Source organism: Streptomyces sp. NPDC006487 (assembly GCF_042870555.1).
In the GTDB taxonomy this organism is placed as follows: Bacteria; Actinomycetota; Actinomycetes; order Streptomycetales; family Streptomycetaceae; genus Streptomyces.
Genome location: NZ_JBIAHN010000012.1, coordinates 110,113 through 136,985, shown reverse-complemented (window position 1 = coordinate 136,985; position 26,873 = coordinate 110,113). Strand labels below are relative to the sequence as shown.

At 72.3% G+C, this 26,873-nt stretch carries 29 protein-coding genes; 19 read left to right on the top strand and 10 right to left on the bottom strand.

The genetic code is table 11. The annotated features are described in order from the left end of the window. Positions 1–24 precede the first annotated feature (24 nt). Positions 25–975, bottom strand: a complete 951-nt coding sequence (locus ACFYM0_RS22200) for a DMT family transporter (RefSeq protein ID WP_388503876.1) — start codon at positions 973–975, stop codon at positions 25–27. On the opposite strand from ACFYM0_RS22200, the gene ACFYM0_RS22195 reads away from it, so the two are divergent. From ACFYM0_RS22195 to ACFYM0_RS22185, 3 genes are all read left to right on the top strand, one after another. Next, on the top strand, positions 974–2,407 hold the full coding sequence (locus tag ACFYM0_RS22195) for a PLP-dependent aminotransferase family protein (protein WP_388503873.1): 1,434 nt from the start codon (positions 974–976) through the stop codon (positions 2,405–2,407). The two genes, ACFYM0_RS22200 and ACFYM0_RS22195, sit on opposite strands and share 2 nt — an antisense overlap. Before the next feature lie 31 nt (positions 2,408–2,438). Beyond that, positions 2,439–3,014, top strand: a complete 576-nt coding sequence (locus tag ACFYM0_RS22190; RefSeq protein ID WP_388503870.1) for a histidine phosphatase family protein — start codon at positions 2,439–2,441, stop codon at positions 3,012–3,014. Between the two features lie 61 nt (positions 3,015–3,075). Continuing rightward, positions 3,076–3,879 (top strand): N-acetyltransferase, encoded by an 804-nt coding sequence (locus ACFYM0_RS22185; protein ID WP_388503869.1) that lies wholly within the window; start codon positions 3,076–3,078, stop codon positions 3,877–3,879. Here the strand turns inward: ACFYM0_RS22185 and ACFYM0_RS22180 are convergent. Together ACFYM0_RS22180 and ACFYM0_RS22175 are read right to left on the bottom strand one after the other, a co-directional pair. Beyond that, positions 3,876–4,457: a chitin binding peritrophin-A domain-containing protein gene (locus tag ACFYM0_RS22180; RefSeq protein ID WP_388503867.1), complete on the bottom strand. Its 582-nt coding sequence runs from the start codon at positions 4,455–4,457 to the stop codon at positions 3,876–3,878. The genes ACFYM0_RS22185 and ACFYM0_RS22180 overlap by 4 nt on opposite strands. A gap of 141 nt (positions 4,458–4,598) precedes the next feature. After that, positions 4,599–5,381 carry a LysR family substrate-binding domain-containing protein gene (locus ACFYM0_RS22175; RefSeq protein WP_388503865.1) on the bottom strand — a complete coding sequence of 261 codons (783 nt, stop codon included), beginning with the start codon at positions 5,379–5,381 and terminating at the stop codon, positions 4,599–4,601. A 37-nt stretch (positions 5,382–5,418) separates the two neighbouring features. Between ACFYM0_RS22175 and ACFYM0_RS22170 the strand changes: the two genes are divergently transcribed. From ACFYM0_RS22170 to ACFYM0_RS22160, 3 genes are read left to right on the top strand one after another with little or no spacing between them, the layout of a single operon-like run. Further along, the gene (locus tag ACFYM0_RS22170; protein WP_388503863.1) at positions 5,419–5,844 is read left to right on the top strand and encodes a DUF5997 family protein; all 426 of its coding nucleotides are present in this window, start codon (positions 5,419–5,421) and stop codon (positions 5,842–5,844) included. Positions 5,845–5,887: 43 nt separating this feature from the next. Beyond that, positions 5,888–6,319 carry a helix-turn-helix domain-containing protein gene (locus tag ACFYM0_RS22165; protein WP_388503860.1) on the top strand — a complete coding sequence of 144 codons (432 nt, stop codon included), beginning with the start codon at positions 5,888–5,890 and terminating at the stop codon, positions 6,317–6,319. A 9-nt stretch (positions 6,320–6,328) separates the two neighbouring features. After that, positions 6,329–6,748 carry a VOC family protein gene (locus ACFYM0_RS22160; RefSeq protein WP_388503859.1) on the top strand — a complete coding sequence of 140 codons (420 nt, stop codon included), beginning with the start codon at positions 6,329–6,331 and terminating at the stop codon, positions 6,746–6,748. Positions 6,749–6,860: 112 nt separating this feature from the next. On the opposite strand, the gene ACFYM0_RS22155 is transcribed toward ACFYM0_RS22160, so the two are convergent. Continuing rightward, positions 6,861–7,571 carry a DUF6215 domain-containing protein gene (locus ACFYM0_RS22155; protein WP_388503857.1) on the bottom strand — a complete coding sequence of 237 codons (711 nt, stop codon included), beginning with the start codon at positions 7,569–7,571 and terminating at the stop codon, positions 6,861–6,863. A 157-nt stretch (positions 7,572–7,728) separates the two neighbouring features. Here ACFYM0_RS22155 and argC point away from each other — a divergent pair, with 157 nt between their 5' ends. From argC to ACFYM0_RS22125, 6 genes are all read left to right on the top strand, one after another. After that, positions 7,729–8,757, top strand: coding sequence for an N-acetyl-gamma-glutamyl-phosphate reductase (argC, locus tag ACFYM0_RS22150; protein ID WP_388503855.1), 1,029 nt, complete (start codon positions 7,729–7,731; stop codon positions 8,755–8,757). Further along, positions 8,754–9,926, top strand: coding sequence for a bifunctional glutamate N-acetyltransferase/amino-acid acetyltransferase ArgJ (gene argJ, locus ACFYM0_RS22145; RefSeq protein WP_388503853.1), 1,173 nt, complete (start codon positions 8,754–8,756; stop codon positions 9,924–9,926). The genes argC and argJ overlap by 4 nt, the downstream gene beginning before the upstream one ends. Next, positions 9,923–10,891: an acetylglutamate kinase gene (gene argB, locus ACFYM0_RS22140; RefSeq protein ID WP_388503850.1), complete on the top strand. Its 969-nt coding sequence runs from the start codon at positions 9,923–9,925 to the stop codon at positions 10,889–10,891. The genes argJ and argB overlap by 4 nt, the downstream gene beginning before the upstream one ends. Then, on the top strand, positions 10,888–12,087 hold the full coding sequence (locus ACFYM0_RS22135) for an acetylornithine transaminase (protein WP_388503847.1): 1,200 nt from the start codon (positions 10,888–10,890) through the stop codon (positions 12,085–12,087). Before argB ends, ACFYM0_RS22135 begins: the two co-directional genes overlap by 4 nt. Positions 12,088–12,109: 22 nt before the next feature. Then, positions 12,110–12,646 (top strand): arginine repressor, encoded by a 537-nt coding sequence (locus ACFYM0_RS22130; protein WP_267761227.1) that lies wholly within the window; start codon positions 12,110–12,112, stop codon positions 12,644–12,646. Between the two features lie 78 nt (positions 12,647–12,724). Beyond that, on the top strand, positions 12,725–13,708 hold the full coding sequence (locus ACFYM0_RS22125; RefSeq protein ID WP_388503845.1) for a hypothetical protein: 984 nt from the start codon (positions 12,725–12,727) through the stop codon (positions 13,706–13,708). Here ACFYM0_RS22125 and ACFYM0_RS22120 read toward each other — a convergent pair. The 3 genes from ACFYM0_RS22120 to ACFYM0_RS22110 are packed head-to-tail and all read right to left on the bottom strand — an operon-like array spanning position 13,695 to position 16,152. Continuing rightward, entirely contained in the window at positions 13,695–14,363 is a 669-nt protein-coding gene (locus ACFYM0_RS22120) for a L,D-transpeptidase (protein WP_388504247.1), read from the bottom strand. The genes ACFYM0_RS22125 and ACFYM0_RS22120 overlap by 14 nt on opposite strands. Positions 14,364–14,396: 33 nt before the next feature. Continuing rightward, entirely contained in the window at positions 14,397–14,978 is a 582-nt protein-coding gene (locus tag ACFYM0_RS22115) for a pyridoxamine 5'-phosphate oxidase family protein (protein WP_388503842.1), read from the bottom strand. Positions 14,979–15,021: 43 nt separating this feature from the next. Further along, positions 15,022–16,152 (bottom strand): hypothetical protein, encoded by a 1,131-nt coding sequence (locus tag ACFYM0_RS22110; protein WP_388503839.1) that lies wholly within the window; start codon positions 16,150–16,152, stop codon positions 15,022–15,024. Between the two features lie 199 nt (positions 16,153–16,351). On the opposite strand from ACFYM0_RS22110, the gene ACFYM0_RS22105 reads away from it, so the two are divergent. Further along, on the top strand, positions 16,352–17,545 hold the full coding sequence (locus tag ACFYM0_RS22105) for an argininosuccinate synthase (protein WP_388503837.1): 1,194 nt from the start codon (positions 16,352–16,354) through the stop codon (positions 17,543–17,545). A 135-nt stretch (positions 17,546–17,680) separates the two neighbouring features. After that, positions 17,681–19,111, top strand: a complete 1,431-nt coding sequence (argH, locus tag ACFYM0_RS22100; RefSeq protein ID WP_388503834.1) for an argininosuccinate lyase — start codon at positions 17,681–17,683, stop codon at positions 19,109–19,111. A 64-nt stretch (positions 19,112–19,175) separates the two neighbouring features. On the opposite strand, the gene ACFYM0_RS22095 is transcribed toward argH, so the two are convergent. Next, a complete protein-coding gene (locus tag ACFYM0_RS22095) occupies positions 19,176–19,601 on the bottom strand; it encodes a hypothetical protein (RefSeq protein ID WP_388503832.1) in 426 nt (141 codons plus the stop codon). A gap of 244 nt (positions 19,602–19,845) precedes the next feature. Then, entirely contained in the window at positions 19,846–20,355 is a 510-nt protein-coding gene (locus ACFYM0_RS22090; RefSeq protein ID WP_388503829.1) for an HAD domain-containing protein, read from the bottom strand. A gap of 85 nt (positions 20,356–20,440) precedes the next feature. On the opposite strand from ACFYM0_RS22090, the gene ACFYM0_RS22085 reads away from it, so the two are divergent. From ACFYM0_RS22085 to ACFYM0_RS22075, 3 genes are all read left to right on the top strand, one after another. Continuing rightward, positions 20,441–20,992, top strand: coding sequence for a helix-turn-helix domain-containing protein (locus ACFYM0_RS22085; RefSeq protein ID WP_327251845.1), 552 nt, complete (start codon positions 20,441–20,443; stop codon positions 20,990–20,992). Then, positions 20,989–22,533: an MFS transporter gene (locus ACFYM0_RS22080; protein ID WP_388503827.1), complete on the top strand. Its 1,545-nt coding sequence runs from the start codon at positions 20,989–20,991 to the stop codon at positions 22,531–22,533. The genes ACFYM0_RS22085 and ACFYM0_RS22080 overlap by 4 nt, the downstream gene beginning before the upstream one ends. An 80-nt stretch (positions 22,534–22,613) precedes the next feature. After that, on the top strand, positions 22,614–24,092 hold the full coding sequence (locus ACFYM0_RS22075) for a membrane-associated oxidoreductase (RefSeq protein ID WP_388503824.1): 1,479 nt from the start codon (positions 22,614–22,616) through the stop codon (positions 24,090–24,092). 8 nt (positions 24,093–24,100) lie between these two features. Here ACFYM0_RS22075 and ACFYM0_RS22070 read toward each other — a convergent pair whose 3' ends face one another. Then, positions 24,101–24,721, bottom strand: coding sequence for a lysophospholipid acyltransferase family protein (locus ACFYM0_RS22070; protein ID WP_388503821.1), 621 nt, complete (start codon positions 24,719–24,721; stop codon positions 24,101–24,103). A 315-nt stretch (positions 24,722–25,036) separates the two neighbouring features. Here ACFYM0_RS22070 and ACFYM0_RS22065 point away from each other — a divergent pair, with 315 nt between their 5' ends. After that, on the top strand, positions 25,037–26,224 hold the full coding sequence (locus ACFYM0_RS22065; protein WP_388503818.1) for a glycerophosphodiester phosphodiesterase: 1,188 nt from the start codon (positions 25,037–25,039) through the stop codon (positions 26,222–26,224). A 73-nt stretch (positions 26,225–26,297) separates the two neighbouring features. Continuing rightward, positions 26,298–26,855: a sigma-70 family RNA polymerase sigma factor gene (locus ACFYM0_RS22060; protein ID WP_388504244.1), complete on the top strand. Its 558-nt coding sequence runs from the start codon at positions 26,298–26,300 to the stop codon at positions 26,853–26,855. Positions 26,856–26,873 lie beyond the last annotated feature (18 nt).

Here is a 26,873-nt window from a genome sequence, read left to right as displayed (position 1 = left end):
GCGGTCCGATCCGGTGCTAGCAGTTTAGGTCGTTCGGCCCCTTTTTGGCCCATCGGACCGCTGCGTCACGGCGATGCAGACGAGCACCGCACAGGCGGCGACGGGCGCGGCCGGGGACAGGCGTTCGCCGAGCAGCAGCACCGACCACACCAGGGTCAGCAGCGGCTGCGCGAGCTGGAGCTGGCTGGCGCGGGCAGCGCCGATCTCGGCCATGCCCCGGTACCAGACGTAGAGGCCGAGGAAGGAGGAGCCGACCGCCACCCAGACGAGACCGACCACCCCGTGGCCGGTCAGATCGACCGGTTCGTACGCGAGCCCGAGCGCGGAACCGGCGACGCCGATGGGCAGGCACAGCACCAGCGCCCAGGCGATCACCTGCCAGCCGGGGAGCAGCCGGGCCAGGCGCCCGCCCTCGGTGTACCCGGCCGCGCAGACCAGCAGCGCGGCGAAGAGGAAGGCGTCGCCGGCCGAGAGGGCGCCGCCGCTCTGGGCCACGGTGAAGCCGAGGACGACGACCGCGCCGGCGACGGCCGCGGCCCAGAACCGCCGCGAGGGCCGGGCGCCGGTGCGCAGCGAGGAGACGACCGCCGTGGTGAGCGGCAACAGGCCGACCACCACGGCGGCGTGCGAGGTGGTGGAGGTCTGCAGGGCGAGGGTGGTGAGCAGGGGGAAGCCGACGACCACACCGCCCGCGACGACCGCCAGCCCCGCCCAGTGGGCGCGGGCGGGGACCGGGACGCGCAGGGCCAGCAGGAAGGCGCCGGCCGTCAGGCCCGCGAGCAGACAGCGCAGGCCGAAGAGGGACCACGGGCCGAAGCTCTCCAGGCCCCAGGCGGTACCGGGGAAGGTCAGCGAGAAGGTGACGACACCGGCCGCCGCGAGGGTGGTGCCCCCGAGCGCGGGCCGGGGCCGGCGGGCGGCGGTACCTCGAACTGCTATCGCGTTCGGGAGAGTAGCGCTATTCTGTGCTGTCATGTACGAGCGTAGCAGTGTGGCGGAACTGGCGGAATCCCTTCGAGTCGAGCTGAACCGCTACTCGGTGGGTGGAAAGCTCCCGTCGAGCCGGGTCCTGGTCGAGCAGTACCGGGTCAGTCCCGTCACCGTCTCCCGGGCCCTCGCCCAGCTCGCCGCCGAGGGCCTGGTGGTCACCCGCCCCGGAGCCGGGGTCTACCGCGCGCAGCCCCGTACGCACACCCAGGAGCCCGGCGACACCTCCTGGCAGGCCGTCGCCCTGAGCGCCGAGGACTCCGGCGAGGTGGTCCCGCGCTCCGTGGACGCCTCCGGGGTGCTGGTCACCCTGGCCGCCCCGCCCGCCGGCGTCATCCCGCTGCACAGCGGCTACCTGCACGAGGCGCTCCAGCCCGAGCGGGCCATGGCGGCCGCCCTCGCCCGGGCCGGCCGGCGGCCGGGGGTGTGGGGGAGGCCGCCCGTGGAGGGCCTGGCGGAGCTGCGGGACTGGTTCGCCCGCGAGATCGGCGGGGCCGTCGCGGCCGGGGACGTGCTGGTGACCGCGGGCGGCCAGAGCGCGCTCGCCACCGCGCTGCGGGCGCTCGCCCCGCCCGGGGCGCCGATCCTCGTCGAATCCCCGACCTACCCGGGGCTGCTGGCCCTCGCGCGGGCCGCCGGATGCCGGCCGGTGCCCGTCCCGGTGGACGCGGACGGGGTCCGGCCCGAGCTGCTGGCCGCAGCCTTCGAAGCGACCGGGGCGCGGGTCTTCGTATGCCAGCCGCTGTTCCAGAATCCGACCGGAGCCGTGCTCTCCGGCGAGCGGCGGGGCGAGGTGCTGCGGATCGCGCGCGCCGCCGGGGCGTTCGTGCTGGAAGACGACTACGCGCGGTCCCTGGCCCACGAGGACTCGGGCCCGCTGCCCGCGCCGCTCGCCGCCGAGGACCCGGACGGGGTGGTCGTCCACGTGCGGTCGCTGACCAAGGTCACCTCGCCCAGCCTGCGGGTGGGCGCGCTGGCGGCCCGGGGCCCGGTCTTCGACCGGCTGCGCGCCATCCAGGTCGTGGACAGCTTCTTCGTGCCCCGGCCGCTCCAGGAGGCCGCCCTGGAACTGGTCGGCGCACCCGCCTGGCCGCGCCACCTCAAGGCCGTCGCCGCCGAACTGCGCCACCGCCGGGACGTCCTGACGGGGGCGCTGCGGCGGGAGCTGCCGGAGCTGGAGGTGCCCCACCCGCCGCGCGGCGGCTACCAGTTGTGGGCGCGGCCCGGCGGGGGCGGCGACGACGCGGCCTTCGTGGCGGCCGCCCTGCGGGCCGGGGTCGCGGTCGCGCCGGGACGTCCGTACTTCTGCGCGGAACCGCCCGGCCCGTTCGTCCGGCTGAGCTTCGCCGGGGTGTCCGGCGCGGGCGAACTGAACGAGGCCGTCCGGCGGCTGCGGTCCGGGCTTCGTCTCGACGCTTGACCTCGTGCGGCACGCGGATCACCATCGCCGCATGCATGTTCGGGTTTCGCTAGTCGCAGCAGCCCGTAGTACCTCGCTGCTCGCCGAGCGCTTCGACGACGACCGCCCCCTCGACGTGGACGGCTGGCGCGCGGTGGAATCCGCCGCGCGCGGGCTCGTACCGCTGGGCTCGGCCGAGCTCCGCTACTGTTCGCCGACCTCGCGCAGCCGGGCCACGGGGACCGCTCTCGGCTACGCCCCGATGGCACAACCCGCCTTGCGGGAGTGCGACATGGGCCGCTGGCGCGGGCTCACCCTGGCCGAGGTGGCGGCCCGGGACCCCGCGGCCGTGGACCTCTGGCTCAGCGATCCGCACGCCGCGCCGCACGGCGGGGAGTCCCTGCTCGCCTTCATCGCCCGGATCGGCGGCTGGCTTGACACCCGGCCGGCGGACGACGGGGGAGCGATCGTGGCGGTGGCGGAGCCGTCGGTGGTCAGGGCGGCCCTCGTGTACGCCCTGAACGCACCGCCGCTGACGTACTGGAACGTGGATGTCCGCCCCCTGTCCACGCTCACCCTCGCCGGCCGGCCGCGGCGCTGGCACCTCTCCCTCCAGGCGCCCGTCTGAACGGCCTTGCGAACCGGATAAATCGGTTGAGGCGCAGGTGGGGCCTGCCTAGCCTGCGGGCATGGACGACACCACAGACACCGGCGGCGCCGGCACCGGCGGCCCGGGCATCCGCATCACCACCCTCGCGGAGCGGCCCGAACTGGCCTCGCGGCTCTGGGACATGAAGGACTCCTGGCCCGAGTTCGCCCAGCACGACTCACTGGCCTGGCTGCTGTACCCGCGGATGGTGGCCGAATTCCCGGAGTACGTCCTGATCGCCACGGACGGCGACACGGTGGTCGGCCGGGGCTTCAGCGTGCCCTTCGCGCAGCACGCGCCGGGCCGCGACGGCGGGCTGCCCGCACAGGGCTGGGACCGGATCCTGATGTGGGCCTTCTCCGACCTGCGGCGCGGGGTCGCGGCCGACACCGTGAGCGCGATCGAGATCAGCATCGCCACCGGCCGGCAGGGGGAGGGGCTGTCAGGCCGGATGCTCGCGGCGATGCGGGAGAACGCCCGGGCGCGCGGATTCGCCGAGGTGGTGGCGCCGGTCCGGCCCAGCGGAAAGCCGGCCGAGCCGGACGCCTCGATCCACGAGTACGCGTACCGCACCCGCGAGGACGGCCTCCCCCACGACCCGTGGCTACGGGTCCACGTGCGGGCGGGCGGTGTCATCGACTCGGTGGCCCCGCTGTCGATGACGATCACCGGCTCCCTCGCGCAGTGGCGCGAGTGGACCGGCCTGCCCTTCGACACGGCCGGCCCGGTCCGCGTTCCCGGAGCCCTGTCCCCGGTCCACTGCGAACCGGAGCAGGGCTTCGCGGTCTACGTGGAGCCGAACGTCTGGGTCCGGCACGCGGTGGACCGGGGACCGGGAGCCTAGAGGAGCGCGATGGGGGCGGCGGCGGAGGCCGGGAGGTAGATCCCGCCGATGCCCGCGTAGTTCGCCCGGTAGCCGCGCAGGAGTTCGTCCAGCGGGATCGTCAGCCGGGCCGGGGTGTCGCAGCGGGCAGCTCCGAACTGGTCGGTGACGGCCGTGCAGAGCGTGCGGCCGCCGACCGTGGTGAAGGTGACCGGTACGCCGTCCAGCCCGGCCGGCGCGTCCGCGATCCGCACCGTGGTGCTGAGGTTCTTGACGCCGAAGAGCAGCCCGTTCAGCTTCGCCGGACCCGCCGTGGCGACCGTGGCCACGGCGGGCCGGACCAGCTCGGGGCTCTCGCAGAGCTGTGCGGCGGGAGCGAACACCTGCCCGGTGGGGCAGGCCACGACGGTGGCGACCCCGCCCGCGCACTGCACGTAGAACCGGTGGTCCTGCAGCCGCGGCAGCCGCCCGGTGACGCCACCGGCGCACGAACCCTCGGCCGCACCCGCGGGCGCCGCCCCCGCTCCCAGGGCGAGGACCGCCCCGGCGGCCAGTGCGGCGAGCCCCTTGGAGAGCCGTCCCTTGCCGATGCGTAACACCCTTGCCCCCAGCTCACTCAGTGTGACGAAATGAATACGAAGTGACTATAGGGACGGCTGTGTGGCGGGCGCAACGCTCTCAGGCCATCGCCAGACAGTGCGAATATCCGCTGATATGAACGCGTTCAAGCCCTGGTCGAACTAGCGGCCGCGGGGCTTCCCGCGCTTGCCGGTGGACTTCGCCGTGGCCTTGCCGCCCTTGGGGGCGCCGGAGCGCGGGTTCTTGGCGGCCGGCTTGCCGCCCGACCGGGGCGCCGGCTTGCGGGCCGCCGGCTTCGCCTTCTTCTGCTCGGGCTCGGGCTGTGTACGGCCGCGCCCGCGCGAGCTGTTGACGGTCCGCCCGCGCACGATCCCGATGAACTCCTCGACCAGGTCGGGAGTGACGTCCGCCTCGGGCCACGACAGCGCGACCCGCGACTCGGGGGCGTCCAGCAGGGTCCTGTACGTGAGGTCCTTGCGGTGGTGCAGCCGCGCGAGCGACTGGGGCACGATCAGGACCCCGATGCCCGCCGCCACCAGCTCGATGGCGTCGGCCGTGGTCTCAGGGCGCTGGAGCGCGGCCTTGCCCGGCAGCTGCTCCCACTCGAGGGTGTCGTCCAGCGGGTGGAGCACGATGTCGTCGGCCAGCTCCGCCAGGGACAGCTCCTCGGCCGCGGCCATGAGGTGGTCCTTCGGGATCACGACGACCGTGGTCTCGGTGTAGAGGGGGATCGCGCTGAGATCCGTACGGTCGATCGGCAGCCGGACGAACCCGGCGTCGGCGCCGCCTCCGCGCAGCAGGGCGGGGGCTTCGGCCGGAGCGACCGGGACGAGGGTCAGCGGAACGTCGGGCAGCCGCTCCTTCCAGATCCGGACCCACTTCGTGGGAGTCACCCCGGGGACGTATGCGAGCTGGAACGACGGGGGGGTCCGGGAGTCTGTCACCCGGCCAGATTACCGGCCGTGGTCGGAGGTGGCGCACATGCTCGATACCCTTGACCCCATGACGTCGCACCAGACCACCCAGACCATGAAGCCCGCTACTGCGGCGAAGAAGCTGGGTGTGTACCTCGAGGCCACCCCCGCAGAGTTCCAGGAGGGTGTCGTCTCGCGCACCGAGCTGACCGCCCTCCAGGCCGAGCCGCCCCAGTGGCTGCAGGACCTCCGGGCCAACGGCCCGCACCCCCGTCCGGTGGTCGCGGCGAAGCTCGGCGTCTCCATCGCCGGTCTGGCGCGCGGCGGCGTCACCGAGGCGCTCACCACGGAGCAGATCGAGGCCCTGAAGCAGGAGATGCCGGAGTGGCTCGCGAAGGAGCGCGCCACCCAGGCCGACGTCCGCAAGGAGACCGTCCGCATCAAGCAGATGCAGGCGGAGAAGGCCGCCAAGACCGAGAAGTCCGCGAAGTAGCCGCCTCCCCTCGGCCCGTACCGGCCGTGAGATGCTGGTGCGCGTGACGATCGAGGACCTGGTGCGGCTGCGGCGCGCCCGGGACGTCATGGACCGCGACTACACCGAGCCGCTGGACGTACCGGCGCTGGCGGGCGTCGCCCTCATGTCGCCCGGGCACTTCTCCCGCAGCTTCCGCGCCGCCTTCGGGGAGACCCCGTACAGCTACCTGATGACCCGCCGCGTCGAGCGGGCGAAGGCGCTGCTGCGCCGGGGCGACCTGAGCGTGACCGAGGTCTGCTTCGCCATCGGATGCACCTCGCTCGGGTCGTTCAGCTCGCGCTTCACGGAGCTGATCGGTGAGACCCCCAGCGCCTACCGGGCCCGGCGGCACGAGGCGGGTGCCGCCATCCCGGCGTGTGTCGCCAAGGTCTTCACCCGGCCCGTCCGGAACCCCGCGGGCAGCGGGAGAGCGGGAAGCGCGGCCGCGTCGTAGCGTCGGAGCATGACCATCAGGCTCTCGCAGTGCTTCATCGCCGTCGACGACCACGACAAGGCCCTCGCCTTCTACCGTGACGCCCTCGGCATGGAAGTCCGCAACGACGTCGCGTTCGAGGGGATGCGCTGGGTGACCGTCGGCTCGCCCGAGCAGCCCGACGTGGAGATCGTCCTCGAACCGCCGCTGGCCGACCCCGGCTCCTCGCCTGCCGACCGGCAGGCGATGGCGCAACTGCTGGCCAAGGGCATGCTCCGCGGGGTGATCTTCTCGACGGACGACGTGGACGCCACCTTCGAGCGCATCCGGGCCGCCGGCGCCGAGGTGCTCCAGGAGCCCGTCGACCAGCCGTACGGGGTCCGCGACTGCGCCTTCCGCGATCCGGCCGGCAACATGCTCCGCTTCAACCAGCCCCGCCGCCCCAGCTGAACCGCGGCCCCCGCAGCGGCCGACCCGAAGCCGCCGCCTCCGAAGCCGCTGACCCCGAACCTGCCGCCTCCGAAGCCCCTGCCCCCGAACCCGCCGCCCCCGTGACGCGTCCTCACCCGGCGGCGGCCCACCCCGGGACCGTCGGCAGCACCTGCTCGGCCACGCGCAGCAGTACCGCGTCCTCGGGCACCGCGCCGTCGGAGCGCCACAGGGTCAGCTCGTAGTAGCCGCCGCCGTCCGCCGCGTCCCGGGCCACCATGAGGGCGCGGGTGGGGACGCCGGAGCCGGTGCTGGCATCGCTGCCGTCCAGGCGGAAGCTGATGCTGAGGGTGCGGTCCGAGTAGAAGGCGGCCGGGCGGCCCAGGACCTTCAGCGGCAATGTGCCGTCCCCCAGGAGCTTGCCCAGGGTGGCGACGGTCAGCTGGTTGTACGCGACCGTCAGGTGCGCCGTGTAGGTCTCGAACTCGACCTCGCCCGAGGGGGTGTGGATCTCCTTGTCGCTGCCGACGGGCTTGAAGGTGCTGCCGCTGCCGTTCGCGTTCTTCACGGCCTCCCCCGGAGTGCCGAGCAGATCGGCGAGATCCGGGCGGTGCAGAGCCGTGCACAGCTGGGCACCGGAGACGTGCCCCGGCTCGTCCGCGGATTCCGCGGGCGTCTTCTCGGGCTGCCCGTGCGAGCAGGTGACGGGCTTCGGCTCGGGGCTCGAATTCGCCGACTCCCCGGCCAGCCAGACGCCGGCCCCCATGGCTCCGATCAAGCCCACGGCCAGGATGCCCTGGCTTATCGCTGCGCGCGTCGTGATCGTGCCGACGTGTTCGGTCATGTCCCCCACCTGCTGTGATCCCCCGATATGTGCCCGGGGACACTAACCCGTGATCATCGGGCGGACAAGGGAGTAACGCCGGGGGAGCGGGGCCGGATGCTGCTTTGCATAAACGTGCGGCCTTACGTATAGTCATGCCATCGAGGAGGAGGGTCCGATGGTGGTACGTGTAGCGGTGGCCGGTGCGAGCGGATACGCGGGCGGGGAAGTGCTGCGCCTGCTGCTCGCCCACCCCGAGGTCGAGATCGGGGCGCTGACCGCGAACTCCAACGCCGGGCAGCCGCTCGGCGCACTCCAGCCGCACCTGGTGCCACTGGCCGGACGCATCCTGGAGCCGACCACGCCCGAGGTGCTCTCCGGCCATGATGTCGTCTTCCTCGCCCTTCCGCACGGGCAGTCCGCCGCCGTGGCCGCCCAGCTCGGCGAGGAGGTCCTCGTCGTCGACATGGGCGCCGACCACCGGCTCCAGGACTCCGCCGACTGGGACAAGTTCTACGGCGCACCGCACGCCGGTACCTGGCCCTACGGACTCCCCGAGCTGCCCGGCGCCCGCGCCGCCCTGGCCGGCACCAAGCGGATCGCCGTCCCCGGCTGCTACCCGACCGCCGTCTCGCTCGCGCTGTTCCCGGCCTACGCCGCTCAGCTCGCCGAGCCCGAGGCGGTGATCGTCGCCGCCTCCGGTACCTCCGGCGCGGGCAAGGCCCTCAAGCCGAACCTGCTCGGCTCCGAGGTCATGGGCTCCATGAGCCCGTACGGGGTCGGCGGCGGCCACCGGCACACCCCCGAGATGGTGCAGAACCTCAGCCCGGTCGCCGGGCAGCGGGTCTCCGTCTCCTTCACGCCCACGCTGGCGCCGATGCCCCGCGGCATCCTGGCCACCTGCTCCGCCAAGGCGCTGCCGGGGACCACGGCCGACGCGGTCCGCGCCGCGTACGAGAAGGCCTACGCGGACGAGCCCTTCGTGCACTTGCTGCCCGAGGGGCGGTGGCCGGCGACGGCGTCCGTCTACGGTTCCAACGCCGTTCAGATCCAGGTCGCGTACGACGAGGCCGCGCAGCGGATCATCGCGATCAGCGCCATCGACAACCTCACCAAGGGCACCGCCGGCGGTGCGGTCCAGAGCATGAACATCGCCCTGGGGCTCCACGAGAGCCTGGGTCTTTCCACGATCGGAGTCGCACCGTGAGCGTCACGGCAGCACAGGGGTTCACGGCGGCGGGCATCGCCGCCGGGATCAAGGCGAACGGCAATCCCGACCTGGCCCTCGTGGTCAACAACGGGCCGCGCCTGGCCGCGGCGGGCGTCTTCACCTCCAACCGGGTCAAGGCCGCGCCCGTCCACTGGTCCGAGCAGGTCCTGCGCGGCGCCACCGTCAGCGCGGTGGTCCTCAACTCCGGCGGCGCCAACGCGTGCACCGGCCCCAAGGGCTTCCAGGACACCCACGCCACCGCCGAGAAGGTCGCCGAGGTCCTGAACGGGCTCGGCGGGGGCGGCGAGGTCAACGCCGGCGAGGTCGCCGTCGCGTCCACCGGCCTGATCGGCGTCCTGCTCCCCATGGACAAGCTGCTCCCCGGCATCGACGCCGCGGCCGCCGCGCTCTCCGCCGACGGCGGCGAGGCCGCCGCGATCGCCATCAAGACCACCGACACCGTGCACAAGACGGCCACCGTGTCCCAGGACGGCTGGACCGTGGGCGGCATGGCCAAGGGCGCGGGCATGCTCGCCCCGGGCCTGGCCACCATGCTCGTCGTCCTCACCACCGACGCCGACGTGGACAGCGCCACCCTCGACAAGGCGCTGCGCGGCGCGACCCGCACCACCTTCGACCGGGTCGACTCCGACGGGTGCATGTCCACCAACGACACGGTGCTGCTGCTCGCCTCGGGAGCGTCCGGCCGGGTGCCGGCGTACGAGGCGTTCGCGGAGGCCGTACGGACGGTCTGCGACGACCTGGCCCGCCAGCTGATCGGTGACGCCGAGGGCGCGAGCAAGGACATCCGCATCGAGGTCGTCGGCGCGGCCACCGAGGAGGACGCGGTCGAGGTCGGCCGGTCCATCGCCCGGAACAACCTGCTCAAGTGCGCCATCCACGGCGAGGACCCGAACTGGGGCCGCGTCCTGTCCGCGATCGGCACCACGAAGGCCGCCTTCGACCCGGACCGGCTGAACGTCGCCATCAACGACGTCTGGGTCTGCAAGAACGGCTCCGTCGGCGAGAACCGCGACCTGGTGAGCATGAAGGGCCGCGAGGTCCGCATCACCGCGGACCTGTCCACCGGTGCGCAGTCGGCGGTCATCTGGGCCAACGACCTGACCGCCGAGTACGTCCACGAGAACAGCGCGTACTCCTCATGAGCACTGCACGCAGGCACACCGCGCTGCCCAAGGCCGAGATCCTCATCGAGGCCCTGCCCTGGCTGACCCGGCACAACGGCAAGATCGTCGTCATCAAGTTCGGCGGCAACGCCATGATCGACGAGGATCTGAAGGCCGCCTTCGCGCAGGACGTCGTCTTCCTGCGGCAGGCCGGCCTGAAGCCGGTCGTCGTGCACGGCGGCGGCCCGCAGATCAACGCCCAGCTCGACAAGCAGGGCCTGGTCAGCGAGTTCAAGGCGGGCCTGCGCGTCACCACGCCCGAGGCGATGGACGTCGTACGGATGGTCCTGGCCGGGCAGGTCCAGCGCGAGCTGGTCGGGCTGCTCAACCAGCACGGGCCGCTGGCCGTCGGCATGACCGGCGAGGACGCCCACACGATCACCGCCACCAAGCACACGCCCGAGATCGACGGCGAGAGCGTCGACATCGGGCGGGTCGGCGAGATCACCGCCATCGACACCGGCGCGATCGAAGCGCTGCTGGCCGACGGCCGGATCCCGGTCATCTCCTCCATCGCGCGCAGCGCCGACGACCACCACGTGTACAACGTGAACGCCGACACGGCCGCCGCGGCGCTCGCCGCCGCGCTCGGCGCCGAGACGCTGATGGTCCTGACCGACGTAGAGGGGCTCTACGCGGACTGGCCCAACAGCGACGAGGTCATCAGCAGGCTCACCGTCAGCCAGCTCGAGAAGCTGCTGCCCGAACTGTCCAGCGGCATGGTCCCGAAGATGGAGGGCTGCCTGCACGCCGTCCGCAACGGGGTGACCACCGCCCGCGTGATCGACGGGCGGGTCCAGCACTCGATCCTGCTGGAGATCTTCACGGACGAGGGAATCGGCACGATGGTCGTGCTCGATGCCCAGGGACTCGATGCGCAGCCGTCCGATGCGCAGGCAGCCGATACACAGGCAGTCGATACACAGGGAGGGGACCCCGCATGACCGGCAACCAGGAGTTCGCCGCCCGCTGGCAGGGCGCGCTGACCAATAATTACGGCACCCCCGCGCTGGCGCTCGTACGCGGCGAAGGCGCGCAGGTCTGGGACGCGGACGGCAAGCAGTACACCGACTTCGTCGGCGGCATCGCGGTCAACGCCCTCGGCCACGCGCACCCGGCCATCGTCACCGCCGTGACCGAGCAGATCTCCACCCTGGGCCACGTCTCCAACCTCTACGCCTCCGAGCCCGTGCTCGCGCTCGGCGAGCGGCTGCTCCAGCTCTTCGGCCGCCCCGGCAAGATTTTCTTCTGCAACTCCGGTGCCGAGGCCGTCGAGGCCGCCTTCAAGATCGGCCGGCTGACCGGGCGGACCCACATGGTCGCCACCGACGGCGGCTTCCACGGCCGCACCATGGGCGCCCTGGCGCTCACCGGCCAGCCCAAGAAGCAGGGCCCCTTCCTGCCGCTGCCCGGTGACGTCACGCACGTTCCGTACGGCGACGTGGAGGCCCTGCGGGCCGCCGTCACCGAAGAGACCGCGTTCGTGATCATCGAGCCGATCCAGGGCGAGAACGGTGTGGTCGTTCCCCCGGCCGGATACCTGACGGCCGCCCGCGAGATCACCCGGGCCACCGGCACCCTGCTCGTCCTCGACGAGGTGCAGACCGGCATCGGGCGCTGCGGCCAGTGGTTCGAGCACCAGGCCCACGAGGGCGTGGAGCCCGATGTCGTCACACTCGCGAAGGGGCTCGGCGGAGGTCTGCCGATCGGCGCCGTCGCCGCCTTCGGACCCGTGGCCGACCTGCTCCAGCCCGGTCAGCACGGGACCACCTTCGGCGGCAACCCGATCGCGTGCGCCGCCGGCCTCGCGGTGATCGACACCATCGCCGCCGACGGACTCCTCGACCAGGTCAAGGAGCGCGGCGAGCGGTTGCGGTCCGGAATCGAAGGATTCGCACACCCGCTCGTCTCACACGTCCGCGGCGCAGGCCTTCTGCTGGGTATCGTGCTGACCGAGCCGCTCGCACCGCAGGTGCAGAGCGCGGCTCAGGACGCCGGCTTCCTGGTCAACGCGCCCGCCCCCGACGTCGTACGGCTCATGCCTCCGTACGTGCTCTCCGAGGCCGAGGTGGACGCGTTCCTGCAGGCCCTGCCCGGCGTGCTGGACGCAGCGAAGTCCGCCGCGGACGTGGACGGATGATCAATCGGGGAATGGGACGACGATGAGTCAGGCGCAGGAACACGAGTCGAACGGGCAGTCCGTCCCGCAGACCCGCACCGCCCGCCACCGCCGGATCGTGGACATCCTCAACCGGCAGCCGGTCCGCTCACAGAGCCAGCTGGCCAAGCTGCTCGCCGACGACGGGCTGAGCGTCACCCAGGCGACGCTCAGCCGCGACCTCGACGAGCTCGGCGCCGTGAAGATCCGCAACACGGGCGGAGAGCTGATCTACGCGGTCCCCAGCGAGGGCGGCTTCCGCACCCCGCAGGCGCCGCTCGGCGAATCGGCGAAGGAGGAGCGCATGCGTCGCCTCTCCGGCGAACTGCTGATCTCGGCGGAGGCCTCCGCGAACCTCGTGGTCCTGCGCACCCCGCCGGGTGCGGCCCAGTTCCTCGCCTCCGCGATCGACCAGGCGGAACTCCAGGCCATCCTCGGCACCATCGCGGGCGACGACACCCTGATGCTGATCAGCCGCGACCCGGCGGGCGGCCAGGCCCTCGCCGACCACCTGCTGAGGCTGGCCCAGAAGGAGAGCTGAGCCGCCGCTCCTCCTCCACGTCCGCGGGCGCCGGAAAACCCCTCCGGGGTCCGGCGCCCGCGGACGTAGCCTCGGATCGTGGTCCAACTCGTCCTCGCCGCATCGGTGTTCGCCGTGACCCTCGCCGTGTACGGGGCCATCGGCCTGCGGTGGCGGCGCCGGGCCCGGATGCGGCGCGCCTTCCTCGGGCTGGTCGCCGCCCTGGAGTTCGAGCCGTACCACGCCGCCGCGCTGAAGAACGAGGAGTCCGGGGCGGCTGCCGCGGAGCTGCTCCTCGACGGGTGTCTCGACATCGACGCGAAAGGCGCGGTGCTCCTGACGGAGGCGGGCCGTGACCCCGCCCGGGCCCCCGCCCACCCGCTGCCCGCCGCCCTGCTGGAGGCCGTGCGCCGCCACGATCCCGAGCCGGTGTCGATCGGATGGATCGAGCGCCACGACGAGGAGTACGCGGCCCTGCGCTTCGCCCACCGAGAGGAGCGGGTGGCCCTGCTGCCCGTGGGCCCGCACCTGCCCGTCGGCGAAGGGGGCCGCCTCCGGGCCTGCTGCGGTTGCGCGGGCGTGGTCCTGCTGGTGGTCTGCTGGATCGCCGCGGCCGAGCTCCTGGTGGTGTCCCGCCCGGACGGCGTCCTGGAATGGGCCGCCGCCGCGGTGACCGCGCTCGGCCTGGGGGCGCTCTGGTACGCCGACGACGCGGGCAAGGCGGTCCGCGCCCGCACGGAGCGGGGTGATGCCCTGGGGGAGCGGATCCGCGGGGAGCGGCACCCCGCCGTCGAGGGGCTGGACGAGCGGCAGCGGCTCCACCTGCTCAAGAGCCTCGGCGACCGCGACAGGTGGCGCGGCGCCGACCGGGTCGTCCACGCGGACGGCGACGAGGACGAGGACGAGGACGAGGAAGCGGGCTGGTGGGACGAGGAGTGGTGGGCGGACGCGTACCACTACCGGGCCTCCGACGGGTCCGCCGACGGGTCCGGAGGCGAGTGCGCCCATGGGCCGGGCGACGGGTCGAGCGGCGTGCCCGAGGGCGGCACGACCGGCCCCGGAAGCGTTCCTAATAGCGGGTGACGGCGAGCCGGCCCGATTCCGTGCCGATCGCGATGTGGGGACTCCTGCGCGGGTTCGCCCAGCGCAGCACCGCGCGCATCGCGTCCTCGGGGACCGAGACGCAGCCGGCCGTCGCGCCCTTGCCGTTCACGTGCAGGAAGATGCCCGCGCCCCGGCCCCGTACAGGGTGCTCGTAGTTGAAGGCGATGACCAGCGCGTGCGCGTACTGCTTCGCGTACGTGGTCAGGTGCTCGGCCTCGCCGGGGGCGCAGTCCGCGGGCAGCGGCTCCACCCAGCGGTTGTAGCTCTCCGAGGCATTGTCCTGGCACCACCAGGAGTCGGGGGTCACCCGCCGGTAGCGGAACGCGGTAGCGGCCGGGGCCTGCGCGATGCCGAAGGCGTAGGGGAGCGCGTACAGGCCGGCCGGGGTGGTGTTGGTGCCCTGGGTCCGGGTCGCGCCCTCCGTCAGCCCGTTCGCGCCGAAGCGGGCCGGCGCGCTCCCGGCCTCGTGCCAGCGCCCCGCCCACCGGCTCCACCAGGTCAGGCGCCCGGTCGTGGATCCGGGGGCCGGAGCCACGGCCGTGATCAGCTGGCTGCCGCCGCCGGTGTCGGCGAGCAGGTCGGGCAGCGGCGGATCGCCGTGGGGGCCTTGGACCAGCAGGCTGGTGACGATCAGTGAGGCGGCGAGGAACGCGGTGCGCGGCACATGTCAGACGGTACGGGGCGGAAGGGGCAGCGGCAGTGCAGGCAGGCCGTCGACGCTGACTCCGATGAACTCCTTCTTCTCGCAGTACTCGTTGAACTCCTCGTCCGTCTTGCGGCCGAAGTACTCCGCGTGCAGCGTGCGCTCGCTCTGGTACTCCATCAAGGGGACCGCGAACCCGCAGACGGTCGCGATCCGCCGCGTCTTCACCAGGATGACGGCGCGTGCGGAGGGCCCGTCGGCGTCCCCGAACCGCTCGATCAGCCCGTCCCAGCGCGGGTCGTCACGGAAGACGGCCTCGCCGTCGCCGTGGATGCGCACGATGTTCGGCGGCCCGCTGAACGCGCACCACATCAGCGTGATCCGGCCGTTCTCGCGGACGTGCGCCATGGTCTCGGCGCCGCTGCCGCCGAAGTCCAGGTAGGCGAGGGTGGTTTCGTCGATGACGACGAGGGTCCCGGCGCGGCCCTTGGGGGAGAGGTTGACGTGGCCGTCGCCGGAGAGCGGGGCGGTGGCGGTGAAGAAGATCGGCTGCTCCTCGATGAAGGTGCGGAGCTTGCCGTCAATATGATCGTAGAGCTTTCCCATGGCCGGATTATCTCCCACGGGTCCGGGGCCCGGTCAGGGGATTTCAGCCGGTGAGACCGAGCCGGGAGCGGCGCAGGCCCCGTTCGTAGAGGTGCTCGGACCGCCGGAGCAATGCCGCCAGCTCGGGCAGACCCGCCTCCGCGCGGTGCAGGGTGGCCTGCCAGTTCCAGCCGCGTACGGTCGCCCGCGCCTGCATGCGCAGTCCCGGGTCGCCATCCGCCGACAGGGCCACCGCGGCCCGCAGTTCGTGGATCCCGCCCCGCGCGCTCAGCAGTCGGAAGGCGGCCCGGCGGACGTGGAGGGGGCGTTCGGGCGCGATCCGTGCGGCGAGGTGGCGGTGGTCCAGCCGGCGGGCCACCGCGGACAGGCTGAGCGCGGCCTCCCGGGCGACCGCCGGCCACGGGTCGTCCAGCAGCGGGATCAGGGCCGCGTCCTCGGTGGCGTCTTCGGCCATGGCCCGCAGCGCCGCGTCGGTCCACAGCCGGGCCGTGGCCGGATCCAGTTCGCGGGCGGCCCGCAGCGCGAGGTCCCGTACGCCGGTCTGTCCGGAGGCCACGGTCAGCCGGGCGGCGAACCGCCGGGTCGGCAGGTCGGCCCGGTCGCCCAGCCGGGCCAGGGCGTCGGCGCACTGCTCCGAGGTCAGCGCGTGCCAGCTCCACGTGGCCGAGGGACGCCCGGGGTGCCATCCCGCGGTGACCGGGGAGTGGCGGCCGCTCAGGGCGGTCTCCAGCTGCTCCACCGCCCAGGCGCCGTGCTCGCGCCGCCCCAGCCGCACGATGAGCGGGCCGAGGTCGACCAGGACGGCGACCGGGTCCCGGGTCACGATCCGGGCGAGCTCCCGCCGGGCGCGCTCGCGCACCTGCGGGACCCAGTCGGCGCACCGGATCAGGACGAGCTGGGGCGGGGGGTTCTGCTCGGCGGCCGGCCCGGACAGCCCGGACAGTGCCGCCTCGCGGACCCGTCCGTCGCGGTCGCAGAGGCGGGCCTCGATCCGGCCGCCGCGCGGCGGGGGGTAGCAGGAGGCGATCAGGGTGCGCACCTCTTCGTCGAAGGCGGTCCAGGCCTCCGGTCCCGCCCCGGCGAGCCCGGCGGCGCCCGTGTCCGCGGTTTCGTCCAGGAGCGCGGCCGCGGCGGCCCGCCCCTTCTCCGCGTCCTGCCGTGCGCTGGTTCCCATGGGCTCCCCCCGTGTCGTCCGTCGATGCTATGCGGGGTCGCAGGAGCGGGCCTCCCCTATATGCCCAGGTGGGTGGGGGTGCTCCTGAGGGCGCCCGCGGGAGCACCCCGGGACCCGATTGACGAAACATGCAGAGCAGTGCATAGTTATGCCTACCGCTGCTGACGTGACGGCGGATGCAACGTGTAAGGAGAATCCCGTGGCCGAGCGTGTCGTACTCGCCTATTCAGGCGGTCTGGACACCTCCGTCGCCATCGGCTGGATCGCCGAGGAGACGGGCGCCGAGGTCATCGCCGTCGCGGTGGACGTCGGTCAGGGCGGCGAGGACCTGGACGTCATCCGCAAGCGGGCGCTCGCCTGCGGTGCGGTCGAGGCCGAGGTCGCCGACGCCAGGGACGAGTTCGCCGAGGAGTACTGCCTCCCGGCGATCAAGGCGAACGCCCTCTACATGGACCGCTACCCGCTGGTCTCCGCCCTCTCGCGGCCGGCCATCGTCAAGCACCTCGTGGCCGCCGCCCGCAAGCACGGCGCGACGACCGTCGCCCACGGCTGCACCGGCAAGGGCAACGACCAGGTCCGCTTCGAGGCCGGCATCGCCGCCCTCGGCCCCGACCTCACGTGCATCGCCCCGGTCCGCGACTACGCGATGACCCGCGACAAGGCCATCGCCTTCGCCGAGAAGGCGGACCTGCCGATCGCGACCACCAAGAAGTCCCCGTACTCCATCGACCAGAACGTCTTCGGGCGCGCCGTCGAGACGGGCTTCCTGGAGGACATCTGGAACGCGCCGATCGAGGACATCTACGAGTACACCGCGGACCCGGCGCTCCCGCGCGAGGCCGACGAGGTCGTCATCTCCTTCAGGGAGGGCGTCCCGGTCGCCATCGACGGAAAGCCCGTCACCGTGCTCCAGGCCATCCAGCAGCTCAACGAGCGCGCCGGTGCCCAGGGCGTCGGCCGGATCGACATCGTCGAGGACCGGCTCGTGGGCATCAAGTCCCGCGAGGTGTACGAGGCCCCGGGCGCGATCGCGCTGATCACCGCACACCAGGAGCTGGAGAACGTCACCGTCGAGCGCGAGCTGGCCCGCTACAAGCGGCAGGTCGAGCAGCGCTGGGGCGAGATGGTCTACGACGGCCTGTGGTTCTCCCCGCTCAAGCGGGCGCTGGACGGTTTCGTCAACGAGGCCAACCAGCACGTCAGCGGCGACATCCGGATGACCCTGCACGGCGGCCGCGCGGTCGTCACGGGCCGGAAGTCCGACGAGTCGCTGTACGACTTCAATCTCGCGACCTACGACTCGGGCGACACCTTCGACCAGTCGAAGGCCCAGGGCTTCATCGAGATCTTCGGCTTGTCCTCGAAGATCGCGGCCCGTCGCGACCTCGCCTGATCAACCTCGCCTGATCAAACCGCCTGATCGACCCGCCTGATTCGACACCGCAGTACGGACCGCCTCCCCGTTACCTCCGCGGCGGGGAGGCGGTTGCACATCCGAAGCCATGCACGTTCTTGAGGAGCAGTAGCTGTGAGCAGCAACAACGGTGGTGACGTCCGGCTCTGGGGCGCCCGGTTCGCCGACGGTCCCGCCGAGGCCCTCGCGAAGCTCTCCGCGTCGGTCCACTTCGACTGGCGCCTGGCCCCGTACGACATCGCGGGCTCCAAGGCCCACGCCCGGGTCCTCGCCAAGGCGGGCCTGCTCACGGCCGACGAGCTCGGCCGCATGATCGCCGGCCTGGACCAGCTCGCGGTCGACGTGGAGAGCGGCTCCTTCACCGGCACCATCGCCGACGAGGACGTCCACACCGCGCTGGAGCGGGGCCTGCTGGAGCGGCTCGGCGCCGACCTCGGCGGCAAGCTGCGCGCGGGCCGGTCGCGCAACGACCAGATCGCCACCCTCTTCCGCATGTACCTGCGCGACCACGCCCGGATCATCGGCGGCCTCGTCGCCGAGCTCCAGGACGCGCTGGTCGGCCTCGCCGAGGCGCACGCCGACGTGGCCATGCCGGGCCGGACCCACCTCCAGCACGCGCAGCCGGTGCTCTTCGCCCACCACGTACTGGCCCACGTGCAGGCCCTGTCCCGGGACGCGGAGCGGCTGCGTCAGTGGGACACCCGGACCGCCGTCTCCCCGTACGGCTCGGGCGCCCTCGCGGGCTCCTCGCTCGGCCTGGATCCGGAGGCGGTCGCCGCCGAACTGGGCTTCGAGCGGGGCTCGGTCGGCAACTCCATCGACGGCACGGCCTCGCGCGACTTCGTCGCCGAGTTCGCCTTCGTCACCGCGATGATCGGGATCAACCTGTCCCGGATCGCGGAAGAGATCATCATCTGGAACACGAAGGAGTTCTCCTTCGTCACCCTGCACGACGCCTTCTCCACCGGGTCGTCGATCATGCCGCAGAAGAAGAACCCGGACATCGCCGAGCTGGCGCGCGGCAAGTCGGGCCGCCTCATCGGCAACCTGACGGGCCTGCTCGCCACCCTCAAGGCCCTCCCCCTGGCCTACAACCGGGACCTCCAGGAGGACAAGGAGCCGGTCTTCGACTCCTGCGACACCCTCGAAGTCCTGCTGCCGGCCTTCACCGGAATGATGGCCACCCTCACGATCAACCGGGAGCGGATGGAGGAGCTGGCCCCGGCCGGCTTCTCGCTCGCCACCGACATCGCGGAGTGGCTGGTCAAGCAGGGCGTGCCGTTCCGGGTCGCGCACGAGGTCGCCGGCGGGTGCGTCAAGGAGTGCGAGGGGCTCGGCATCGAGCTCGACGAGCTGACGGACGAGCAGTTCGCGAAGATCTCGGAGCACCTGACGCCGGAGGTCCGTACGGTCCTCAACGTCAAGGGCGCGCTGGCCTCCCGCGACGGCCGCGGCGGCACCGCCCCGTCGGCGGTGGCGATCCAGCTCACGGAGCTGAAGGCCGACCTGGTCATCCAGCACGCCTGGGCGGCGCACAAGAACTGACGGTCGTGCCCGGAGGGGCGGTCGGAGCCTTCGGGCCCCGGCCGCCCCTCCGGCGTGTCCGGGGTCAGGCGCAGACGATGGTGACCGAGAAGGGCCGGTCACTGTCCACGGTGGCGCTGCCCGTGGAGGACGGCGTCGCGGTGCGGATGAAGAGGGTGTTCCCGTTCACCTGGCCGACCAGGATGGAGGAGCTGCCCGGGCCGGGGTCGTTGCCGCCGTTGGTGTTGATGGTGCCCAGGAGGGCGCACCCGCCCAGGCCGGCGCTGGTGGTGATGTTGTACCGGCCGATGCCGAACTTGTTGATCCCGGTGATGCCCTGCCCGCCCAGGATCTGTCCGTTCGCGGCGACCTTGGCCCAGGCGGTGGTGGTCACCGCGGCCCCGGCGGCGGGGTGGTTGGTCCCGGCGGACGCCGAGGAGGCCGCGACGGCGCCGCCGATCACGAGGGCCGTTGCCGCTGCTCCGAGGGCAAGCTTCTTGGACACGTTCATGGTTCTCTCCCTGCCGAAGGTGGAATCGATGCAGGTGAACCCGCCCCGGGTAAGGGCTCACGAGAGATGAGGTTCCTCCCTGCCCCGCCGCTCGGGGAAGGGGTCGGGGCCCCGATCACTCCAAATGATCAAGCCGTGCGGGGTGAGCGCATTCGTTCGGTGGGGGAGTCTTGCGCGAGGGTTGTTGACGCTCCCGCATCACCGCGACGAACACGGGTAGTAGTGACTGAATGACCTTTCGCCATTACCCGGCCCAGTCCGCCAGCGCGTCGAAGTCCGCCCGGACCAGTCCGATCCGCTCGTCGATCCGCAGCAGCAGGGCCTGCGCGGGGTGGCGCTGCTCCACGTACGCGCGGTCCATGTCGGTGATGTCGTCGTCGATCCAGGCGAAGGGCCGCTCGCCCGCGTACTCGAGGATGTACTGGGTCTTCCAGAACGTTCCGCGCGGCGCCCGCCCGTGCATCTGCGGCCAGTCGATCCAGGGGAGCTCCGGCAGGCCGAGGTGCGGTCCTATCCACTCGTTCGCCTCGCCCTTCCATGTGGTCGCCCAGACGAGCTCGTACGCCTCCGCGAGTGCGAGCAGCTCGTCGCCGTGGCCGGGATTCAGCCAGACCCGCAGTGGCTTCGCGCTCTCGGCCTGCGCCCAGCCCGTCGGGCGCATCCGGTGGGTGCGGTAGCCCTCGGGGCGGCGTTGCGGCTTGGCCGCGTAGGGGTTCAGCGGGCCGTCCACGTCGATCAGCAGCAGGGGCTTCATTCCGGAAGGGTTCCTCTCGTCGCCCCGAGGGGCATCCGAATTATTCAATGAGACGTCAACGTCTCATTCGGGTTATGGTTGTCTCATGGCCATGGATCGTGATCAGGTGCTCCGCGCCGCCGCCGCCCTGCTCTCCCGCAAATCGACCGCCACGATGGACGAGGTCGCGAGGGCCGCAGGCATCGGCCGCGCGACCCTCCACCGCCACTTCGCCGGGCGCGACGCCCTCGTACGGGCGCTCGAAGAGCTCGGGATCCGGGAGTTCGAGGTGGCCTTCGACAACGCCCGCCTCGGCGAGGGCACGGCGATCGACGCCCTCCGCAGGCTCGTCGCCGAAGCGGAGCCCAATGCCGAGCTGCTGGCCTTCCTCGTCACCGAGAACCAGCTCTTCGAGGGGGATCAGGTCAACGAGGGCTGGGCCCGGCTCGACGCCCGCGTCGGCGACCTCTTCCGGCGCGGCCAGCACGAGGGCGACATCCGGATCGACCTGAGCCCCGCCTGGCTCACCGAGGCCCTCTACGGGCTCATCGGCACCTGCGCCTGGGCCGTCATGGACGGCCGGGTCGCGGCCAAGGACTTTCAGTACATGATCATCGAGTTGCTGCTCGGTGGCGCACGACGGAGTGTGGAGAAATGAGCCGTACCGAACAGCTGACCCGGACCAAGGGGGCGGAGGGCCGGAGCCCCGGGCGCTGGCTCGCGCTCTGCGTGCTCGTCCTGGCCGTCCTGCTGGTCGCGGTCGACGCCACCGTACTCGGTCTCGCCACGCCCGCCCTCAGCGAGGACCTGAAGCCCTCGGGCACCCAGCTCCTGTGGATCGGCGACATCTACTCCTTCGTCATCGCCGGCCTGCTCGTCTCCATGGGCTCCCTCGGCGACCGGATCGGCCGCAAGAAGCTCCTCCTCGTCGGCGCCACCGCCTTCGGCGCCGTCTCGGTCCTGAACGCCTACGCCACCAGCCCCGAGATGATGATCGTCGCCCGGGCCCTGCTCGGCGTGGCCGGCGCGACCCTGATGCCCTCCACCCTCGCGCTGATCCGCAACATCTTCCACGACCCCAAGGAACGCAGCCTCGCCATCGGCATCTGGGGCGCCACCGCCTCGGCCGGCGCGGCCGTCGGCCCCGTGGTCGGCGGAGCCCTGCTCCAGCACTTCTGGTGGGGCTCGGTCTTCCTCATCAACCTCCCCGTGATGATCGTCCTGGTCATCGTCGGCATCAAGCTGCTGCCCGAATCCAAGAACCCGGTCGCCGGCCCCTGGGACCTGATCAGCGTCGGCCTCTCCCTCGTCGGCATCATCGGCGTGGTCTACGCCGTCAAGCAGGTCGCCACCCACGGCATGGGCTGGGAGGTGTGGGCGGCCGCCGTCATCGGAGGCGGCGCGCTCTACACCTTCGTACGCCGCCAGTTCACGCTGCCGGCCCCGCTCCTCGACATGCGGCTCTTCAAGCACCGCGGGTTCTCCGGCGCGGTCCTCGCCGACCTGCTCACCGTCTTCGGCTTGTCCGGACTGGTCTTCTTCCTCTCCCAGTTCCTCCAGCTCGTCCAGGGCCGCGAGCCGCTCGAAGCGGGCCTCGCCGAACTGCCCGCCGCCGTCGGCGCCGTGGTCACCGGCCTGGTCGCGGGCACCTACGCCCGCAAGTACGGGGTACGGGTCATCGTGACCGGAGGCCTCGCCGCCATCGGCATCGCGCTGGCCGCACTGACCGTGATCCACAAGGACACCGGCTACCCGCTGCTCGGCGCGGCCCTGCTCGTCGTCGGCCTCGGCGCGGGCTTCTCCTTCACCGTCACCGCCGACGTGATCCTCTCCAGCGTGCCCAAGGAGCAGGCCGGATCCGCCTCGGCCGTCTCCGAGACCGCCTACGAACTGGGCGCCGCCCTCGGCATCGCCCTGCTCGGCTCCGTCGTCACCGGCGTCTACCAGGGCTTCACCGCCCCGGCCTCCGTCAGCGGCCCCGTCGCCGACGCCGCCCACGAATCCCTCGGCGGCGCGGTCGAAGCGGCCAAGTCGCTGGACCCGCAGACCGCCGAGCAGATGGTCGGCGCCGCCCAGGAGGCCTTCGTCGACGGCCTGCGGCTGGCCTCCGGGGTCGGCGCGGCCGTCCTGCTGGCCACCGCCGTGGCCGCCTGGTTCCTGCTCAAGGGGCAGGAACTCCAGGACGGCATCGAGCACTGACGCCCCCGCGGCGCCTCGTCAAGGGATGGCGTCCCGCACGGAGTTGACAGTCCGTGGAACCGCGGGACACCATCCCGGCGATGGAGATCACCGACTTGACCCCGGCGGAGCGCCGCGTATGGGACGCCTTCCCCCGCGGGGACGGCGTCGATTTCCGGGAGGACCGGGCCGAGGAGGCCACCGACGGCGCCTCGTGGGGACCCGACCGGACCGTGCGCGCCGAAGTCCTCGCCCACCTGCTGCTGCGCGGCGCGGTCCCCCTCGACGGGCAGGTCCCCGGACTGAACGTCCGGGGTGCCCGGATCATCGGCAAGCTCAACCTCAAGTACGCCGACATCGACCACGCGATCCGGCTGCGGGCCTGCTGGTTCGAGCGCAAACCCCTCCTGTACGGGGCCCGGTTGAGGATCGTGTCACTGAGCGACTCGGCCCTGCCCGGCCTGACCGCCTCCACCGTCAGCGTCGACATCGCGCTCAAGCTGTCCTGCTGCCGCATCACCGGGCCGGTACGCCTCGCCGGCGCCCGGATAGCAGGCGGACTCTTCCTCCGGAAGGCGGTCATCGGCACGGCGGGCCCGGCCGAGGAGGGCCAGGAGGCGGCGCTCCAGTTCAACCACGCCGACATCGGAACCGACGTCATCGCCATGGAACTCACCGTCCACGGCCAGACCCGCATCAACGGCGCCACCGTCGGCGGCCAGATCAACTTCGACGATGCCCGGCTCCTCGCCCCCGGCGCGACCGCCCTGCACGCCGAGATCCTCAACGTCGGCACCGACCTGCGCGCCATGCGGCTGGAGGCCCGCGGCCGGGTCAACCTCACCGGCTCCCGGATACCGGGCCAGCTCAACCTCGCCTACGCCCGCCTCATCAACCCCGGCGGGGTCGCGCTGCGCGCCTCCAGCTGTGTCGCCGGCGAGGTGTGGCTGCGCAACTGCCCGACCATCCAGGGCGGCGTGAACCTGCGCCGCTCCCAGTTCGACCTGCTCCACATCACGCCCGAGACCTGGCCGGAGCAGGTCCGCATCGCGGGACTCGCCTACCGCGCCCTCAGCCCGCACGTTCCCGCCGAGCAGAGACTGCCCGTCCTGGAGCGCGAGGAGTCGGGCTACCTCCCGCACGCCTACGAACAGCTCGCCACGGCCTACCGCACGGCTGGCGACGAGGCCGCGGCGCGGACCGTCCTGCTCGCCAAACTGCGCCGGCACCGCCGCACCCTGCCCCGGGTCGCCAGGTTCTGGGGGCTGCTCCAGGACGCCACCGTGGGCTACGGGTTCCGGCCCCTGCGCGCCGCGGGCTGGCTGCTGGCGCTGCTGATCACGGGGACCGTCGCGTACGGGCTCCATCCGCCCCGGGAGCTGAAACAGGGGGAGGCGCCGGACTTCAACCCGGTCTTCTACACGATCGACCTGATGCTGCCGATCATCGGCTTCGGGCAGGAAGCGCCCTTCGCGCCGGACGGCTGGTACCAGTGGCTGTCGTACCTGCTGATCGTGACCGGCTGGGTCCTCGCCACGACGACCGCGGCGGGCGTCAGCCGGTCACTGCAACGGCAGTAGCCCGGCCGTCAGGCCGCCTTGGCCTTGGTCGCGTACATGTCCACGTACTCCTGCCCGGAGAGCCGCATGACCTCGGCCATCACCGAGTCGGTGACGGCGCGCAGCACGTAGCGGTCGCGGTCCATGCCCTCGTACCGGGAGAACTCCATCGGCTCGCCGAACCGGACGGTGACCCGGCCCGGGCGCGGCATGCCGGCGCCGCCGGGCTGGAGCTTGTCGGTGCCGATCATCGCGAAGGGGACGACGGGAGCGCCGGTCATCAGGGTCAGACGGGCGATGCCCGTGCGGCCCCGGTAGAGGCGGCCGTCGGGGGAGCGGGTGCCCTCGGGGTAGATGCCGAAGATCTTGCCCTCTTCGAGGATCCGCCGGCCGGTCATCAGGGCGGCGACTCCGCCGTTGGCCCCGTCGCGGTCCACGGGGATCATGCCGGCGCCGGTGAAGAACCAGGCCATGGCCCGGCCCTTGAGGCCCTTGCCGGTCACGTACTCGTCCTTGCCGATGAAGTGGACCGTGCGGTCGCACACCAGCGGCAGGATCATCGAGTCGATGAAGGTGAGGTGGTTGCCCGCCAGGATCACCGGCCCGGTGCCCGGAATGTTCTCGATGCCCTCGACGCGGGTGCGGAACATCAGGCGCATGACGGGTCCGACAGTGGCTTTGATCAGGCGCGTACGGAACAACGTGGGCCCTCCGGCATCGAAAAGCTAGGGTTCTCGCACCCACCACGCGGCGGTAGTGCAGGTGAGGACGATACTCGCGGGTCCGGTCTGATCGCACATCGGGTTCACGAGGTGGATACGCAGTGTTGACGCACGTTTCCGCCGTGTTCCGCCCGCGCACCCCCGCCCGCCACCCTCGGTTGCCTACCATCGGCACGCGGATTCGGGCCGTAGGCCCCGGAGATCCCGGGACGCCCGCCCCTTGTCCGATGGGGAGTGGCACTGATGACACAGGGTGGGGCAGCGCGGCGCACGGTACTGGGCGCGGCCGTCGTCGCGGCGGGCGGAGCCTTCGGCGGACTCGTGGCGGGCGGCGGTCCGGCCGCGGCCGCGGAGGGCGGCCGCGGGGGAGGCGCGGAAGGCGGCCGGGGCGGCGGCTACCGGGACCTGCCGGTGCCGACGGTCATCGGGCACCGCGGTGCCAGCGGCTACCGGCCCGAGCACACGCTGGGGTCCTACCAGCTCGCGCTCGACCTCGGCGCCGACGTCGTCGAACAGGACCTCGTGCCCACCAAGGACGGCCACCTGGTGTGCCGCCACGAGAACGAGATCGGCGGCACGACGGACGTCGCCGACCACCCCGGGTTCGCCTCCCGCAAGACGACCAAGACGATCGACGGGGTCGCCGTCACGGGCTGGTTCACCGAGGACTTCACCCTCGCCGAGCTGAAGACCCTGCGCGCGAAGGAACGCATCCCCGCCCTCAGGCAGCGCAACACGCTCTACGACGGCCGCTGGGACGTCCCCACCTTCGAAGAGGTGCTCCGCTGGGCCGACCGCGAGGGCCGGCGTCGCGGGAAGCGCGTGTGGCTGCACGTGGAGACCAAGCACCCCAGCTACTTCCGAGGCCTGGGCCTCGGCCTGGAGGAGCCCCTCGCCAGGCTGCTGCGCCGCTACGGGCGCGACGGCCGGGGTGCCCCGCTCTTCCTGCAGTCCTTCGAACCCTCCAGCATCCAGCGGCTCTCCCGGCTGGTCTCCAGCCCGCGCGTGGTGCTCCTCTCGGCGGCGGGCACCCGCCCGTGGGACTTCGAGCTGGCCAAGGATCCCCGGACGGTCGCCGATCTGGTCAGGCCCGACGGGCTGCGGTGGATCGCCGGCTTCGCCCAGGGCATCGGACCGACCATGGACCTGATCCTGCCGCGCGACGCCGCCGGCAAGCTCGGCGCCCCGACCACCCTGGTCGCGGACGCCCACGCGCAGGGGCTGATCCTGCACCCCTACACCGCGCGGAACGAGAACAACTTCCTGCCGGCCGACTACCGCAAGGGCACCGACCCGACGGCCTACGGGGACGCCTTCGGCGCCTTCAAGACCTACTTCGAACAGGGCATCGACGGCATCTTCACCGACCATCCCGACACCGGACTGCTCGCGGCGGAGGCCTTCCGCCCGGGCCGCGGCGTCAACGCCTGACCGGAGCTTCTCGTACGAGTGGGCCGTGCCCGGCGGGGAAACCGCCCGGCACGGCCTTCGCGTCACGCCCGGCATGGACCTGCTGAAGGCTGATCTCCCCGACCTGTTCGAAACGCTCCGCCCGCTGCTCGCGGCCGAAGCGGCCGCCGAGACCGCGGGCACCGGGGTGGACGCCGCCGACCTGGAACAAGCCGTCTGGGTCAGGCTGCTGGAGCACCGCCGCATCCCCGCCGAACCAGCCGACTGGCTGCGCCGGGCGGTGCGCGGGGAGGCCCGCCGGGCGCGGCGCCGGGCCCGGCACGAAGTCCCGTACGGCCACCGCCAGCACTCGGCGGACGGCGGCTCCGGCGCGGGGGCCCGTACCAGTGCGGGCGCAGAACCGGAAGACGCCCTGCTGCACGGCGAGGAGAACCGGGCCCTCCGATCGGCGGTCGCCCGATTGCCCGGAAGGTGTCCGGAGCTCATGAGGGCACTTCTTTCGCCCAGGGACCTCACTTACCGTGAAATCGCAGGAGAGTTGGGTATCTCACAAGGAAGTTTGGGGCCCGTCCGTTCCCGTTGCCTGGGATGTCTGCGCAGAATGCTGGCCGTAGAGGTTGCGGCTCCCGCCCTGCGGGGAATGGAGCGGTAGACCAACAGGCCACCAGGT

Bases quoted from the DNA above. Each gene is read 5' to 3' on its own strand.
- ACFYM0_RS22195 (WP_388503873.1), top strand. From the start codon at position 974: ATGTACGAGCGTAGCAGTGTGGCGGAACTGGCGGAATCCCTTCGAGTC.
- ACFYM0_RS22200 (WP_388503876.1), bottom strand. From the start codon at position 975: ATGACAGCACAGAATAGCGCTACTCTCCCGAACGCGATAGCAGTTCGA.
- ACFYM0_RS22190 (WP_388503870.1), top strand. From the start codon at position 2,439: ATGCATGTTCGGGTTTCGCTAGTCGCAGCAGCCCGTAGTACCTCGCTG.
- ACFYM0_RS22185 (WP_388503869.1), top strand. From the start codon at position 3,076: ATGGACGACACCACAGACACCGGCGGCGCCGGCACCGGCGGCCCGGGC.
- ACFYM0_RS22170 (WP_388503863.1), top strand. From the start codon at position 5,419: ATGCTCGATACCCTTGACCCCATGACGTCGCACCAGACCACCCAGACC.
- ACFYM0_RS22160 (WP_388503859.1), top strand. From the start codon at position 6,329: ATGACCATCAGGCTCTCGCAGTGCTTCATCGCCGTCGACGACCACGAC.
- ACFYM0_RS22155 (WP_388503857.1), bottom strand. From the start codon at position 7,571: ATGACCGAACACGTCGGCACGATCACGACGCGCGCAGCGATAAGCCAG.
- argC (WP_388503855.1), top strand. From the start codon at position 7,729: ATGGTGGTACGTGTAGCGGTGGCCGGTGCGAGCGGATACGCGGGCGGG.
- argB (WP_388503850.1), top strand. From the start codon at position 9,923: ATGAGCACTGCACGCAGGCACACCGCGCTGCCCAAGGCCGAGATCCTC.
- ACFYM0_RS22135 (WP_388503847.1), top strand. From the start codon at position 10,888: ATGACCGGCAACCAGGAGTTCGCCGCCCGCTGGCAGGGCGCGCTGACC.
- ACFYM0_RS22130 (WP_267761227.1), top strand. From the start codon at position 12,110: ATGAGTCAGGCGCAGGAACACGAGTCGAACGGGCAGTCCGTCCCGCAG.
- ACFYM0_RS22115 (WP_388503842.1), bottom strand. From the start codon at position 14,978: ATGGGAAAGCTCTACGATCATATTGACGGCAAGCTCCGCACCTTCATC.
- ACFYM0_RS22110 (WP_388503839.1), bottom strand. From the start codon at position 16,152: ATGGGAACCAGCGCACGGCAGGACGCGGAGAAGGGGCGGGCCGCCGCG.
- ACFYM0_RS22095 (WP_388503832.1), bottom strand. From the start codon at position 19,601: ATGAACGTGTCCAAGAAGCTTGCCCTCGGAGCAGCGGCAACGGCCCTC.
- ACFYM0_RS22090 (WP_388503829.1), bottom strand. From the start codon at position 20,355: ATGAAGCCCCTGCTGCTGATCGACGTGGACGGCCCGCTGAACCCCTAC.
- ACFYM0_RS22085 (WP_327251845.1), top strand. From the start codon at position 20,441: ATGGCCATGGATCGTGATCAGGTGCTCCGCGCCGCCGCCGCCCTGCTC.
- ACFYM0_RS22080 (WP_388503827.1), top strand. From the start codon at position 20,989: ATGAGCCGTACCGAACAGCTGACCCGGACCAAGGGGGCGGAGGGCCGG.
- ACFYM0_RS22075 (WP_388503824.1), top strand. From the start codon at position 22,614: ATGGAGATCACCGACTTGACCCCGGCGGAGCGCCGCGTATGGGACGCC.
- ACFYM0_RS22070 (WP_388503821.1), bottom strand. From the start codon at position 24,721: ATGTTCCGCACCCGCGTCGAGGGCATCGAGAACATTCCGGGCACCGGG.
- ACFYM0_RS22065 (WP_388503818.1), top strand. From the start codon at position 25,037: ATGACACAGGGTGGGGCAGCGCGGCGCACGGTACTGGGCGCGGCCGTC.
- ACFYM0_RS22060 (WP_388504244.1), top strand. From the start codon at position 26,298: ATGGACCTGCTGAAGGCTGATCTCCCCGACCTGTTCGAAACGCTCCGC.